17 protein-coding genes are annotated in these 13,748 nt (G+C 55.1%); 12 read left to right on the top strand and 5 right to left on the bottom strand.

Going from position 1 to position 13,748, the window contains the following annotated elements; genetic code table 11:
- Window positions 1-490 precede the first annotated feature (490 nt).
- A complete protein-coding gene (locus ACMYSK_RS23385; protein ID WP_434638793.1) occupies window positions 491-1,054 on the top strand; it encodes a YqgE/AlgH family protein in 564 nt (187 codons plus the stop codon).
- Window positions 1,054-1,470: a Holliday junction resolvase RuvX gene (ruvX, locus tag ACMYSK_RS23380; protein ID WP_004867490.1), complete on the top strand. Its 417-nt coding sequence runs from the start codon at window positions 1,054-1,056 to the stop codon at window positions 1,468-1,470. The genes ACMYSK_RS23385 and ruvX overlap by 1 nt, the downstream gene beginning before the upstream one ends.
- Window positions 1,471-1,530: 60 nt before the next feature.
- On the opposite strand, the gene ACMYSK_RS23375 is transcribed toward ruvX, so the two are convergent.
- Both ACMYSK_RS23375 and ACMYSK_RS23370 read right to left on the bottom strand, forming a co-directional pair.
- Window positions 1,531-2,184, bottom strand: a complete 654-nt coding sequence (locus tag ACMYSK_RS23375) for a LuxR C-terminal-related transcriptional regulator (protein WP_434638791.1) — start codon at window positions 2,182-2,184, stop codon at window positions 1,531-1,533.
- A 334-nt stretch (window positions 2,185-2,518) separates the two neighbouring features.
- Window positions 2,519-3,499: a type IV pilus twitching motility protein PilT gene (locus ACMYSK_RS23370; protein WP_434638789.1), complete on the bottom strand. Its 981-nt coding sequence runs from the start codon at window positions 3,497-3,499 to the stop codon at window positions 2,519-2,521.
- A 16-nt stretch (window positions 3,500-3,515) separates the two neighbouring features.
- Between ACMYSK_RS23370 and ACMYSK_RS23365 the strand changes: the two genes are divergently transcribed.
- The 8 genes from ACMYSK_RS23365 to ACMYSK_RS23330 all read left to right on the top strand — a co-directional run bounded on the left by ACMYSK_RS23365 (window position 3,516) and on the right by ACMYSK_RS23330 (window position 10,339).
- Window positions 3,516-4,220 carry a YggS family pyridoxal phosphate-dependent enzyme gene (locus tag ACMYSK_RS23365; RefSeq protein WP_434638788.1) on the top strand — a complete coding sequence of 235 codons (705 nt, stop codon included), beginning with the start codon at window positions 3,516-3,518 and terminating at the stop codon, window positions 4,218-4,220.
- A gap of 17 nt (window positions 4,221-4,237) precedes the next feature.
- On the top strand, window positions 4,238-4,804 hold the full coding sequence (locus ACMYSK_RS23360; protein ID WP_434638787.1) for a YggT family protein: 567 nt from the start codon (window positions 4,238-4,240) through the stop codon (window positions 4,802-4,804).
- Window positions 4,801-5,091: a DUF167 family protein YggU gene (gene yggU, locus ACMYSK_RS23355; protein WP_434638786.1), complete on the top strand. Its 291-nt coding sequence runs from the start codon at window positions 4,801-4,803 to the stop codon at window positions 5,089-5,091. The genes ACMYSK_RS23360 and yggU overlap by 4 nt, the downstream gene beginning before the upstream one ends.
- A 12-nt stretch (window positions 5,092-5,103) precedes the next feature.
- Window positions 5,104-5,697 (top strand): XTP/dITP diphosphatase, encoded by a 594-nt coding sequence (locus ACMYSK_RS23350; protein WP_434644306.1) that lies wholly within the window; start codon window positions 5,104-5,106, stop codon window positions 5,695-5,697.
- On the top strand, window positions 5,690-6,829 hold the full coding sequence (gene hemW, locus ACMYSK_RS23345; protein WP_434638784.1) for a radical SAM family heme chaperone HemW: 1,140 nt from the start codon (window positions 5,690-5,692) through the stop codon (window positions 6,827-6,829). Before ACMYSK_RS23350 ends, hemW begins: the two co-directional genes overlap by 8 nt.
- Window positions 6,830-7,142: 313 nt before the next feature.
- Window positions 7,143-8,192: an ABC transporter substrate-binding protein gene (locus tag ACMYSK_RS23340; RefSeq protein WP_434638782.1), complete on the top strand. Its 1,050-nt coding sequence runs from the start codon at window positions 7,143-7,145 to the stop codon at window positions 8,190-8,192.
- Between the two features lie 58 nt (window positions 8,193-8,250).
- Window positions 8,251-9,087, top strand: a complete 837-nt coding sequence (locus ACMYSK_RS23335) for an ATP-binding cassette domain-containing protein (RefSeq protein WP_434638780.1) — start codon at window positions 8,251-8,253, stop codon at window positions 9,085-9,087.
- 4 nt (window positions 9,088-9,091) lie between these two features.
- Entirely contained in the window at window positions 9,092-10,339 is a 1,248-nt protein-coding gene (locus tag ACMYSK_RS23330; protein WP_434638778.1) for a sugar ABC transporter permease, read from the top strand.
- Window positions 10,340-10,392: 53 nt separating this feature from the next.
- Here ACMYSK_RS23330 and ACMYSK_RS23325 read toward each other — a convergent pair whose 3' ends face one another.
- Genes ACMYSK_RS23325 through trmB form a run of 3 tightly spaced genes read right to left on the bottom strand, consistent with a single transcriptional unit; the run spans window position 10,393 to window position 12,208 of the window.
- The gene (locus ACMYSK_RS23325; RefSeq protein WP_434638777.1) at window positions 10,393-11,112 is read right to left on the bottom strand and encodes a DUF2884 domain-containing protein; all 720 of its coding nucleotides are present in this window, start codon (window positions 11,110-11,112) and stop codon (window positions 10,393-10,395) included.
- Window positions 11,113-11,162: 50 nt separating this feature from the next.
- Window positions 11,163-11,489, bottom strand: a complete 327-nt coding sequence (locus ACMYSK_RS23320; RefSeq protein WP_434638775.1) for a YggL family protein — start codon at window positions 11,487-11,489, stop codon at window positions 11,163-11,165.
- Entirely contained in the window at window positions 11,489-12,208 is a 720-nt protein-coding gene (trmB, locus tag ACMYSK_RS23315; RefSeq protein ID WP_434638774.1) for a tRNA (guanosine(46)-N7)-methyltransferase TrmB, read from the bottom strand. Before trmB ends, ACMYSK_RS23320 begins: the two co-directional genes overlap by 1 nt.
- 136 nt (window positions 12,209-12,344) lie before the next feature.
- Between trmB and mutY the strand changes: the two genes are divergently transcribed.
- Both mutY and ACMYSK_RS23305 read left to right on the top strand, forming a co-directional pair.
- Complete coding sequence (gene mutY / locus ACMYSK_RS23310) at window positions 12,345-13,403, top strand: A/G-specific adenine glycosylase (protein ID WP_434638773.1); 1,059 nt, start codon at window positions 12,345-12,347, stop codon at window positions 13,401-13,403.
- A 27-nt stretch (window positions 13,404-13,430) separates the two neighbouring features.
- On the top strand, window positions 13,431-13,703 hold the full coding sequence (locus ACMYSK_RS23305; protein WP_434638772.1) for an oxidative damage protection protein: 273 nt from the start codon (window positions 13,431-13,433) through the stop codon (window positions 13,701-13,703).
- The last annotated feature ends 45 nt before the right edge of the window (window positions 13,704-13,748 follow it).

The following is a 13,748-nucleotide window of genomic DNA, read 5'->3' as shown; positions in this document are numbered from 1 at the left end:
GAGGAAATCAACGCCTCTGTCATGCGACAAGATAGTCCACATGATTCAACGAAAGATTTCAGGTGACAGGAAGGCGATGACGCAGCAAGAGACCGGGAGCATAGTTCACTATGTGACCGGTTCGAGCGAGGAAATCAACGCCTCTGTCATGCGACAAGATAGTCCACATGATTCAACGAAAGATTTCAGGTGACAGGAAGGCGATGACGCAGCGAGAGACCGGGAGCATAGTTCACTATGCGACCGGTTCGAGCGAGGAAATCAACGCCTCTGTCATGCGACAAGATAGTCCACATGATTCAACGAAAGATTTCAGGTGACAGGAAGGCGATGACGCAGCAAGAGACCGGGAGCATAGTTCACTATGTGACCGGTTCGAGCGAGGAAATCAACGCCTCTGTCGCCTGAAAGATAAAGTTGAATCGACAGGTCCAGGCTTTACCCGCATACTGGGTGCTGCTTTTTTGAACCAGGAACAGAACCTCTGACAATGAATTTACAGCATCACTTTCTGATTGCCATGCCTGCTCTTCAGGATCCTATATTCCGCCGCTCCGTGGTTTATATCTGCGAATACAATGACGATGGCGCCATGGGCATTATCATCAATAAGCCGATGGAAAATTTGCAGATTGACGGAATTCTGGAAAAGTTAAACATTGTCGCTGAGCCGCGTAATCCGGAGATTCGTCTGGATAAACCGGTGATGCTCGGCGGGCCGCTGGCGGAAGATCGCGGTTTTATTCTGCATTCACCGCCTTCTGATTTTTCCTCCAGCATTCGTATCTCCGATAATACGGTGATTACCACCTCCCGTGACGTACTGGAAACGCTCGGTACGGATAAACAACCGGCTAATGTGCTGGTCGCGCTGGGCTATTCTTCCTGGGAGAAAGGTCAGCTGGAACAGGAAATCCTCGATAACGCCTGGCTGACGGCCCCGGCGGATCAGAATATTTTGTTTAAAACGCCCATCGCCGACCGCTGGCGTGACGCGGCGAAACTTATCGGTATCGACATCGTGACGATGCCCGGTATCGCGGGGCACGCATAATGAGCGGAACGCTACTGGGTTTTGATTTCGGCACTAAAAGCATCGGCGTTGCCGTCGGCCAACGCATCACCGGCACCGCCCGTCCCCTTCCGGCACTGAAAGCGCAGGATGGCAAACCAGACTGGAATGTCATCGAAAAGCTGCTGAAGGAGTGGCAACCAGAAGCGGTGATCGTCGGCCTGCCGCTGAATATGGACGGGACAGAACAGCCGTTGACTGCGCGCGCGCGCAACTTCGCCAATAAAATTCACGGCCGTTTTGGGGTGAAAATCACCTTGCACGACGAGCGGTTGAGCACGGTGGAAGCTCGTGCCGGGCTATTCGAGCACGGCGGGTTCCGCGCCCTGAATAAAGGCAGCATTGATTCTGCCTCTGCGGTGATCATTCTGGAAAGCTACTTCGAGCAGGGTTTCTGAGCCCGAAGCTACGCCGATGGCGCCACCTTCTGCAAAATGGCGCCATCGTTACCGAATGCCCTAGTGACGTAAATGCTCATTCGCCCAGCTTACCGCCTGGGTGCGGTTTTTTACGCTCAGCTTACGAAACACGTTGTACAGGTGAGTACGTACCGTGTTTTCGCTGATAAACAGCGCGCGAGCAATATCCATATTGGTTGCGCCACAGCGTAATTCATTAAGGATTTCACATTCACGCTCGGTCAACGGCGAGCTCTCCGCAGGGATCGATGCATGATCCGCGGCATACATCGCCGGGTGCATCACGCTCAATTCAGCCGTCTGTTCGCCATTTAGCACGGCCTTAACGCCCTCAATTAAACGCGATTCATCATCGTCATGGCGGAAAACACCGTACAATGCCGGCCACTGCGCCATTTCATAAAGCTCATATTTTTGTGCGCTGTTGATAATCAGCAAACGCGGATTTTCGGCGTAAGACCGAATAATATCCCGCCATAGTCCGTTCAGTTTTTTATTCGACACGGCAATATCAAATAATATTACCGATTCTTTCGGCAAACGCTGCGTCAGCGGTTTGTTGATATTATGAAGCGTCACCATAACCGACAATGCATCGCTCAGATAAGAGGCAAATGCCTTACTCTGAATTGACGGATGAGTAATAAACACAACCTGACGAGAATTAGATATATTACCTTTAAAATTAATCACTTAAAACTCTCCTTAGCAAGCACCCACCATCATGGCGGTTAAATGAATTAAACCTAAAATTACAAAAAATTAATAAATTTACATTTTAAAACAATATTTCATGGGAAACATCCTATCTCCAGAAACAGCATAAGTCGAACATACGAAAAGTGTCAAAAGATAATCTGATTTTTTTCCTTATTCTGCGAGGATAATGTCACTCCCCATTTCATAGACGTCATTAATTTGGCGTAGGCATTGATGCATAATTATATTCAGCGGCAATAACAACAAACATTAGTAAAACATCACGATAACAATGCACTGGCATGACAACTGAATAATAAAACGTCGCTTATAAAAGACCAGATGACACACGCTGTTGAAAACTTTGCGTAAAAGTCAGCATCCCGGCCTGCTGACCGGTTTGCATGACGCCCGGCAATTGATGCGTTTTCCCTTCACGGATCAAATTAGCGACGGCCCGGGTATTCACCAAAAGCTCGTATAGCGCAATTCTTCCGCCTGCCGCTGCCGGGAGTAATTTTTGCGCCAGAACCGCGCACAGGCTTCCCGCTAGCTGGCTGCGAACCGGCTCTTTTTCCTGCGCGGGGAAAACATCAACCAGACGCTCAACCGCCTGCGCCGCACCACGGGTATGTAGCGTAGCCATCACCAGATGGCCTGTCTCCGCCGCGGTCAACGCCAGGCGGATCGTTTCACTGTCGCGCAGCTCTCCCAGCAGGATAACGTCGGGGTCCTGGCGCAGCGCCACTCGCAGAGCCGAGGCAAAAGTGGGGCTATCGCGGCCGATTTCACGTTGCTGAATCAGGCACCGCTCGCTCTGATGGACAAACTCCACCGGATCTTCAAGCGTCAGAATATGCCCCTCCCGCTGCTGATTGAGGTGGTTAACCATCGCCGCCAGTGTGGTCGACTTACCGCTGCCGGTCGCCCCGGCGACCAGAATCAAACCACTTTCTTCATTCAACAACTCCGTCAACGCCGCAGGGGCACGCAGCGCCTCAAGCCGGGGGCAGCTTTCCGGCAATAAGCGCAGCGCCAGAGAAACTCCGCGGGCGTGGGAAAACGCGCTGGCACGAAGGCGCAGCCCGGCCGCCAGCGTGAGCGCAAAATCCACCTGTCCATTGGCCAGCCAGTGCGCTAGCTGCTTTTCGCTAAGCCAGTCATTGAGCCATTCCACAATATCCGGCGTGTAAAATGGTGCAGGCTCTAGCTTTCCCAGCCGACGCCAGCGCGCTGCCGAGGTATTGCACAGGTGTAGATCGGAGACATTATGCTTTACACTAAGGGCCACGATTTCTTCCAGCTCCATAACTCATCCTCGGAATATGAACGATATTGCGCATAACCTGGCACAGGTCCGGGACAAAATCTCAGACGCTGCCGCACGCTGCGGTCGCGATCCAGAAGAAATTACGCTGCTTGCGGTGAGTAAAACCAAACCTGCGAGCGCGATTGAAGAGGCGATAGCCGAAGGCCAGGTGGCTTTTGGTGAAAACTACGTCCAGGAGGGGGTGGAAAAAATCCGCTACTTCCAGGAAGCTGGCGCCGCTTCGCTACAGTGGCACTTTATTGGCCCACTGCAGTCCAACAAAAGTCGCCTGGTAGCGGAACATTTTGACTGGTGTCACACCGTCGATCGTCTGAAAATCGCCACGCGGCTTAGCGAGCAGCGTCCGGCACACCTTCCACCGCTTAATGTATTGATTCAAATAAACATTAGCGATGAACAGAGCAAGTCTGGCATTCTTCTGCCTGCGTTGGACGCCCTGGCAGCGGAGATTGCCGCCCTGCCCAACCTGCAGCTACGCGGGCTGATGGCGATTCCGGCACCTGAGTCAGAATATGTAAGGCAGTTTGCCGTAGCCCAACAAATGGCGGTAGCATTTGCGCGATTGAAAACGCAATACCCTACGGTCGATACGTTGTCTTTGGGCATGTCGGATGATATGGAAGCCGCAATCGCGGCGGGAAGCACGATGGTGCGCATCGGTACCGCAATTTTCGGTGCGCGCGACTACAGCAAAAATTAAGGAATCTGAGGAACGCCATGAAGACGTTGACTTTCCTGCTGGCAACGGTCATTGAACTTTACACGATGATCATGTTGCTACGCGTCTGGATGCAGTGGGCACGCTGCGATTTTTACAACCCATTTTCGCAGTTTGTCGTTAAGGTTACCCAGCCGATCGTTGGGCCGCTGAGACGTATTATTCCGGCCATGGGCCCCATCGACAGCTCCTCGCTGCTGATCGCCTTTATTCTCTGCGTCGTGAAAGCCATCGTGCTGTTTATGGTGGTCACCTTCCAGCCGATTATCTGGATTTCCGCGCTGCTGATTCTGATGAAGACCGTCGGCCTGCTGATTTTCTGGGTGCTGCTGCTGATGGCGATCATGAGCTGGGTAAGCCAGGGCCGTAGCCCGGTAGAATTCGTTCTGATGCAGTTGGCCGATCCGCTGCTGCGCCCCATCCGCAAAATGCTGCCGTCGATGGGCGGTATCGACTTCTCGCCGATGGTGCTGGTTCTGCTGCTGTACGTGGTCAATATGGGGATCGCCGAACTGCTACAGGCGACCGGCAACGTCCTGCTTCCGGGGCTATGGATGGCGCTATGAGTGCCGTTGAGGCCTGCGCTGACGGGCTGGTGCTGCGGCTGTATATTCAGCCCAAGGCCAGCCGTGATAGCATCGTTGGTTTACATGGCGACGAGCTCAAAGTCGCCATTACCGCTCCACCCGTTGATGGCCAGGCTAACGCCCATCTGGTTAAATTCCTCGCCAAACAGTTTCGTGTCGCGAAAAGCCAGGTACTTCTTGAAAAAGGAGAGCTCGGTCGCCACAAACAGATAAAAATCATCAACCCGCAACAGATCCCGACTGCGGTCGCGGCGCTGACAGAATAGACAGGATTAATGATGCAAAAAGTTGTTCTCGCCACCGGTAATGCCGGGAAGGTTCGCGAGCTGGCCTCGCTGCTGGAAGATTTTGGTCTGGATATCGTTGCTCAAACCGAGCTGGGCGTGGATTCCGCCGAGGAAACCGGTCTGACCTTTATCGAAAACGCGATTCTGAAAGCTCGTCACGCGGCTCAGATTACCGGTTTACCGGCCATTGCCGACGACTCCGGTATCGCGGTTGATGCGCTGGGTGGCGCGCCGGGTATCTATTCAGCCCGCTACTCCGGGGAAGACGCTAGCGACCAGCAGAACCTGGAAAAGCTGCTCGATGCCCTGAAGGATGTCCCTGACGACCGGCGTCAGGCGCAATTCCACTGCGTGCTGGTCTATCTGCGTCATGCGGCCGACCCGACGCCTGTCGTTTGTCACGGCAGCTGGCCGGGGGTCATTACCCGTCAGGCGGCTGGCAGCGGCGGCTTCGGCTACGACCCAATTTTCTTTGTTCCGTCCGAGGGTAAAACCGCAGCGGAACTCAGCCGTGAAGAAAAAAGCGCGATATCCCACCGCGGACGCGCGCTGAAACTGTTACTGGAAGCATTACGTAATGGCTAATTTGCCACCTCTGAGCCTGTATATTCATATCCCCTGGTGTGTGCAGAAATGCCCGTACTGCGACTTTAATTCGCATGCGCTAAAAGGCGAGGTGCCGCACGATGATTATGTGCAGCATCTGCTGAGCGACCTGCGGGCCGATGCGGCCTACGCCCAGGGACGTGAAATCGGGACTATTTTCATCGGCGGCGGTACGCCGAGCCTGCTCTCCGGGCCGGCGATGCAAACCCTGCTCGACGGCGTGCGGGCGTGCCTGCCGCTGGCCGCCGGTGCAGAGATCACCATGGAAGCCAATCCAGGCACCGTGGAAGCCGATCGTTTCGTCGAATACCAGCGGGCAGGCGTGAACCGAATCTCCATCGGCGTGCAAAGCTTCAGTGAGCCTAAGCTGCAGCGCCTGGGCCGCATTCACGGCCCCGACGAGGCGAAACGGGCGGCGCACCTGGCAAACGGCCTTGGGCTGCGCAGCTTCAACCTCGACCTGATGCACGGCCTGCCGGATCAGTCGCTGGAAGAGGCGCTGGACGACCTGCGCCAGGCTATCGACCTTAATCCGCCGCATCTCTCCTGGTATCAGCTGACCATTGAGCCAAACACGCTGTTCGGCTCGCGTCCGCCGGTCCTGCCGGATGACGATGCGCTATGGGATATCTTTGAGCAGGGGCATCGCCTGCTGACGGCTGCAGGTTATCAGCAGTACGAAACGTCGGCCTATGCGAAGCCGGGCTATCAGTGCCAGCACAATCTGAACTACTGGCGCTTTGGTGACTACCTGGGCATCGGCTGCGGCGCACACGGCAAGGTCACCTTCCCGGACGGGAGAATTCTGCGTACGGCAAAAACACGCCATCCTCGGGGATACATGGAAGGTCGTTACCTCGAACGTCAGCATGACGTCGAAATTGCCGATAAACCGTTCGAGTTCTTTATGAACCGCTTTCGTCTGCTGGAAGCGGCGCCGCGCAGCGAATTCAGCCGCTATACCGGCCTCGAAGAGCACGTGATCCGCCCGCAAATCGATGCCGCCATCGCCCAGGGCTACCTGGCTGAAGATGAGCATTGCTGGCAGATAACCGAACACGGCAAGCTGTTTTTAAACTCTCTGCTTGAGCTGTTTCTCAGCGAAGATTAATCCTCCGGGCGGCCCTCCACCGCCCGTTATTCTCATCTCTTTAGCACCCTCTTCCGCCCTTTTTTGTGCCCGCGTTTCGGTCAAACCGGCTGTCTGTTTTTTATTCGGTTCTTTGCAGCCAATCACAGATCTGCATCGACTTTTTTCCATTTCTTGACTCCTTTTTTGCGCAGTGGTAATCCTGCTTCATCGGTTGAGCAAATGTAAAACCGAAGTATCCTGCATGTGAATTATTAGTAACTCTTATTAAAAAAGTCTTTATGACGTCGGCTGAGGCCGGCGGGCTCAAGCATATAAAAAAGAGGGTAATACAATGAATTACCGTAATATTTTCATCGCACTCGCAACAATATCCGGCGGTATTTCCGCATCGGCGCAAGCGGCCGAATCCGCCACCGTGGCATTTTTAATGCCTGACCAGGCCTCCACGCGTTATGAGCAGCATGATTTCCCCGGTTTTAAAGCGGAAATGAGCAAACTGTGCGCCGAGTGCAAAGTCATTTATCAAAACGCAAACGCCAGCGCGACGCTGCAACAGCAGCAGTTCAATTCGGTCATTGCCCAGGGGGCGAAGATTATCGTCCTCGACCCGGTTGACTCCTCCGCAGCCGCCGCACTGGTCGAAAATGCCCAGGCCCAGGATGTGAAAGTGATCGCCTACGATCGCCCCATTCCCAACAAGCCGGCGGATTTTTACGTCTCGTTTGATAACGAAGGCATCGGTTATGCCATTTCCCAATCGCTGGTTCATCATCTGAAAGAGAGCGGCGCACCGAAAGATGCCGGCGTTCTGCAAATTAACGGCTCACCGACCGATGCCGCTGCGGGGCTGATCCGCGATGGTATTCATCGCGGTCTGAAAGAGTCGGGCTACACCACTCTGGCGGAGTTTGATACGCCGGAATGGGCGCCGCCAAAAGCGCAGGAGTGGGCCGCCGGACAGATAACTCGCTTTGGCGACAAAATTAAGGGTGTCGTCGCAGCCAATGACGGCACCGGCGGCGGCGCCATTGCCGCCTTTAAAGCCGCCGGCGTACAGCCTGTTCCGCCGGTCACCGGTAACGACGCCACGATTGCTGCGCTGCAGCTCATCATCGCCGGCGACCAGTACAACACTATCTCCAAACCCTCAGAGATTGTTGCCGCCGCAGCGGCAAAAGTGGCCGTGGAATTGATTCAGGGTAAGAAGCCGCAGGCAAGCACCACGCTGTATAACACGCCTTCTCAGCTGTTTACCCCGGCGGTCATCACCGCCAAAAATATCAAAGCGGAAATTTTCGATAAAAAGATCCAGACCTACGCTCAGGTTTGCACCGGTGAATATGCCGCGGCCTGCCAGAAATTAGGTATCGAGAAAAAATGATGTCCCTGCGCCCGTCTTCCGTAACGGGCGCAGTTTCGCCATGATTGAGGTCTCTTTTATGTTGCAAACACAGCCGCAAGAACACGCGCAAAAACAAGAAAATGTCGCCAGCACCAGGCAACCCATTTTGAAACTGAGTCACGTCTCCAAACACTTTGGCGCGGTTTCCGCCCTGACAGATATCGAGCTGGAGGTTCACGCCGGCGAAGTGGTCGCGCTGGTTGGCGATAACGGCGCGGGAAAATCAACGCTGGTGAAAATCCTCGCCGGCGTACACCAGCCCACGGCCGGCACCATTGAGTTCGACGGCAAGGCCATCACCCTCGACAGTCCGGGCAAAGCCCTGGAATACGGCATCGCTACGGTCTTTCAGGATTTAGCCCTGTGTGAAAATCTCGACGTCGTGGCGAACCTATTTTTAGGCCACGAAATTTCGCCGTTGCAGCTTGATGAAGTGGCGATGGAGGTGCGGGCATGGACATTATTGCAGGAGCTGGCGGCCAGAATTCCGTCAGTGCGCGAGCCGATTGCGTCGCTTTCCGGCGGCCAGCGCCAGACGGTGGCCATCGCCCGTTCGCTGCTAATGAATCCCAAAATCATCATGCTTGACGAGCCCACCGCTGCGCTCGGCGTAGCCCAGACGGCGGAGGTGCTCAATCTGATTGAGCGCGTTCGCGAGCGCGGCCTCGGTGTGATTATTATCAGCCACAACATGGAAGACGTCCGCGCGGTGGCCGATCGCATCGTGGTGCTACGACTCGGGCGCAATAAAGGCATCTTTACCCCCGACGCATCAAACCAGGATCTGGTGGCGGCCATTACCGGCGCAACAGAAAATGCCGTTTCACGTCGCGTCGAACGGAAATCCCAGTCTAGCGCTTCCGGAGTGATTTAATTTTATGAACAGCAAGACAGAATCCCGCCCCGCACTGGATCGCAGCGATGAGCGCGTCCGGCACAACGACGGCCTGTTCGGCATGGTACGTGCGCAAATCAATCGTATCAAAACCGGCGATCTCGGCACCGCGCCGGTCATCGCCGGTCTGATCGTTATCTCTCTGGTTTTCACCTGGCTCAACCCGGTTTATATCGCCCCCAATAACCTGGTGAACCTGCTTTTTGACTGCGCCACGGTTGGGTTTATCTCATTGGGGATCGTTTGTGTGCTGATGCTTGGCGAAATCGATCTTTCGGTCGGCTCAATGAGCGGTCTCTCCTCGGCGATTGTTGGCGTGCTATGGGTCAATGCCGGCTGGCCGGTTGCCGCGGCGATTGCCGTCGCACTGCTGTGCGGTGTCGGCGTCGGATTGATTTACGCCCTGTTGTATAACCGCGTCGGGATGCCAAGCTTCGTGGCAACGCTCGCCGGTCTGCTGGCGCTGCTCGGGCTACAGCTGTATATCCTCGGTCCCAGCGGCAGCATTAACCTGCCGTACGCGTCACCGCTGGTGCGCTTTGGCCAGCTACTGGTGATGCCCGGCTGGTTCTCTCATCTGATGGCGCTGCTGCCCGGACTGGCGATTCTGGTATTTGGCCTCAAAACGCGCACGCGTCGGCTGACGGCGAATCTGTCGGCGGAAGCCGTCAGTTCACTGCTGCTGCGCGCCATTTTGCTCACGGTAATCTTTGAAGCCGCCGTGTTCTACCTCAATCTCGGGCGCGGTGTTCCGTGGATTTTCGGCCTGTTCGTCGCATTTGTGATGATGCTCAACTATGCGCTCAAGCGCACGCAGTGGGGGCGCTCAATGTTTGCCGTCGGCGGCAACCGCGAAGCCGCACGCCGTTCGGGGATCAACGTTCGGGCTATTTACGTCAGCGCCTTTGTGCTCTGTACCACGCTCGCCACCTTCGGCGGCATTCTGGCCGCTTCCCGACTGGCGTCGGCGAGCCAGCAGGCTGGAACCGGCGATGTAAACCTGAACGCCATTGCGGCGGCGGTCATCGGCGGCACCAGCCTGTTCGGCGGGCGCGGCAGCGCCTGGTCCGCTCTGCTGGGGATCATCGTGATTCAGTCGATTTCCAATGGCCTGACGCTGTTGAATCTGCCGTCATCGCTGCGCTATATCATTACCGGCTGCGTGCTGGCGATTGCGGTGATTATTGACTCTCTGGCCCGCCGTTCGCGGGTATCGCACGGACGTGCCTGAGATGATTGAACGCGGTGTGTCCCGGTGAAGGCCGTGGCACACCGCAGAGAACGTTATTTCAGGGAACTCACCAGCGCCTTGCGGCTGTCTTCAAGAGAGACCACCCGGCTACATACGTCTTTGCCAAATTTCTGGAAATCCGCTTCCTGGTTTTTCCATTCATCCTGGATTGCCGTTTGCAGGCCGCCAAGACTGCCGAGGATCCCCTGCAGCGGATTGCCTCCGCCTTTCAGGACTGCCTTCGACCCCATTTCATTGATACTGTCCTGCAGAATGCCGCCCATCGCCTGGTTAACCAGCTGCTGGCCGTCGGCGCGCACCTGATCGATCGCTTTATAGTGGAAGGTCAGACCGTCGCTGCGACGTTCAATAATGCGGTTCATCTGGGTTTTAAGCTGCGCATCCAGTTTGGTCAGACGGCCATGCATGCTGCTGCTGGCGCCTACCTGCTCGGTAATGATTTTATCCAGCGCCTGACGCCCTTTTTCGACTCGCGTGCGCGCACCGTCATCAATCCACGGCAGGCTGCTGCGCAAACCGGCCTGGTAATCCTGGGCCTGCTCGCGCTGGGCCGCAGTCAGAGAATACTGTTTTCCGTTATAGGTCAGGTTGCCGTCCGGTTTAATCACCAGATCGCCGTTCTCCCCTTTCACCTGCACCTGCTGAGGGCTGAGGATCACGTCGTCACGCGGCGTGACGCTACATTGGTAGTCCGCATGCGCGGACAGAGCAGTAACGGACAGCGCCACCGCCAGCAGCGTTTTACGCATCATAAAACTCCCTTAAGACAAAACGGGTCGGCAATTGCCGACCCTTGTCAAACTTAGTCCCACCAGATGTCAAAAAGTTCGCTGGTGCGCACATCGGCTAACTGACGCTCTTCCAGCCACTTACGCACGATAGCCTGATGCTCTTCGGTGCATTTACCGATTTCCTGCATGCAAATAAGCCCTTCCCAGGAAAGGTAACCGCTGCCGTCAAACGCCAGTTTGTTCGGCTCGATCACTTGATCAATCAGGTCATTCACGGTCTGATCGATCTGCTCTTCCGTGCTCCCTTCCGGGAAACGCCATGCAACGGAAAAACCGATTTCCTGAAACTCGTCGATATGCATTTTTTTACGCAGACGACGGCTACGATTCTTTGCCATTATTTCACCCTCTCGAACATTAAGTCCCATACGCCGTGGCCAAGACGATGGCCACGCTGTTCAAATTTGGTTACCGGACGCGATTCCGGGCGCGGTACATAATCGTTGCTTTCTGACAGGTTACGATATCCTTCCAGAGATGACATCACTTCCAGCATATGTTCGGCATACGGCTCCCAGTCGGTCGCCATGTGGAAGACGCCCCCCAGCTTCAGCTTACTTTTCACCAGCTCAGCAAAAGGCGCTTGCACGATACGGCGTTTATTATGCCGCGCTTTATGCCACGGGTCAGGGAAAAACAGCTGCACCATATTGAGAGAATTATCCGGGATCATGGTGTGCAGCACCTCGACCGCATCGTGACACATCACGCGCAGGTTTTGAACGCCCTCTTCTTCAGCGGAGGCCAGGCAGGCCCCAACGCCCGGAGAGTGGACTTCAATACCGAGGAAATTCTGCTCCGGTTTCGCTTTCGCCATCGCCACCAGCGAAGCGCCCATGCCAAATCCGATCTCTAATGTGGTCGGCGCGGCGCGGCCAAACAGCGCGACGAAGTCGAGCGGCGCATCGTTGAACTCAACGCCCATCACCGGCCAAATGTTATCCAGCGCATGCTGCTGCCCTTTAGTCAGGCGGCCCTGGCGGCGGACGAAGCTACGAATACGGCGCAGCGGGCGGCCGTTTTCATCGAATTCCGAAGATATGACGTCGTTTTTCATAAAGATTAAGTCTGCTTGTGAAAGTGTTCGGAAAACGGGCATTATCCAAAGTTACCCGACGGATGCAAGGGTTTACAGCCTGTCGCCCTTATGCTGCAATCTGCCACCCTGATATCGCGATTCCGGAGCTGTAGCTTTGACTTTTCTCGCCGCGCAATTTTCAGCCCAGGTGCTGGACTGGTACGACAAATACGGGCGTAAGACCCTGCCCTGGCAAATGGGCAAAACGCCTTACAAAGTATGGCTCTCCGAGGTGATGTTGCAACAAACGCAGGTTGCGACGGTTATCCCCTATTTTGAGCGCTTTATGGCGCGCTTTCCGACGGTTATCGATCTGGCCGAGGCGCCGCTGGATGAAGTCCTGCACCTCTGGACCGGACTGGGCTATTACGCCCGCGCGCGAAATTTGCATAAGGCGGCACAGCAGGTAGCCAGCCTGCACGGCGGCGAATTCCCGCAGACCTTTGATGAAGTGGCCGCATTGCCCGGCGTCGGGCGCTCAACGGCCGGCGCGATTTTATCCCTCTCCCTTGGCAAACATTACCCCATTCTCGACGGCAACGTGAAGCGGGTGCTGGCCCGCTGCTATGCGGTCAGCGGCTGGCCGGGGAAAAAAGAGGTCGAGAAAAGATTATGGCAAATCAGCGAAGAGGTCACGCCGGCAAAAGGGGTCGAACGCTTTAACCAGGCGATGATGGATCTCGGGGCGATAGTCTGCACCCGTTCAAAACCCAAGTGCGAAATCTGTCCGTTAAATAACGGCTGTATTGCCTACGCAAATCATTCATGGGTGCAATACCCAGGCAAAAAGCCGAAGCAGACCATTCCGGAGCGCACGGGCTATTTCCTGCTGATGCAGCACGGTAACAAAGTGTTTCTTTCCCAGCGTCCGCCGGTGGGCTTATGGGGCGGATTATTCTGTTTTCCGCAGTTTGAAGAGGAGGCCGCACTCCGTGAATGGCTGACTCAGCGCGGGATAAAGGACGATAATCTGACGCAGCAGACCGCGTTCCGCCATACTTTCAGCCATTTCCATCTGGATATTGTGCCAATGTGGCTTACCGTAGATTCATCTGGTACATGCATGGATGAAGGCAGCGCACTCTGGTATAACTTAGCGCAGCCGCCGTCGGTCGGACTGGCAGCTCCCGTGGAGCGCTTGTTGCAACAGCTGAAGGCCGGGGCACTTGCATAGCTTTCTGGCGAATAAAGAGGATGACTAATGAGCAGAACGATTTTTTGTACTTTCCTGCAGCGTGAAGCGGATGGCCAGGATTTTCAGCTGTATCCGGGCGAGCTAGGCAAACGTATCTATAACGAAATTTCGAAAGAAGCCTGGGCTCAGTGGCAGCACAAGCAGACCATGTTAATCAACGAGCAAAAGCTCAACATGATGAACGTGGAGCATCGCAAGCTGCTGGAGCAAGAGATGGTCAAGTTCCTGTTTGAAGGGAAAGATGTGCACATCGAAGGCTACACGCCGCCTGAAAAATAGTAAGAGTCAGCTGACTCTTAAGCACAACAAACACAACGCACACTC

It is taken from the genome of Klebsiella sp. I138, from assembly GCF_051131765.1.
Taxonomy (GTDB): domain Bacteria; phylum Pseudomonadota; class Gammaproteobacteria; order Enterobacterales; family Enterobacteriaceae; genus Klebsiella.
Note: the sequence above shows the minus strand (reverse complement) of the source record. Positions and strands in the feature narration are given on the sequence as shown.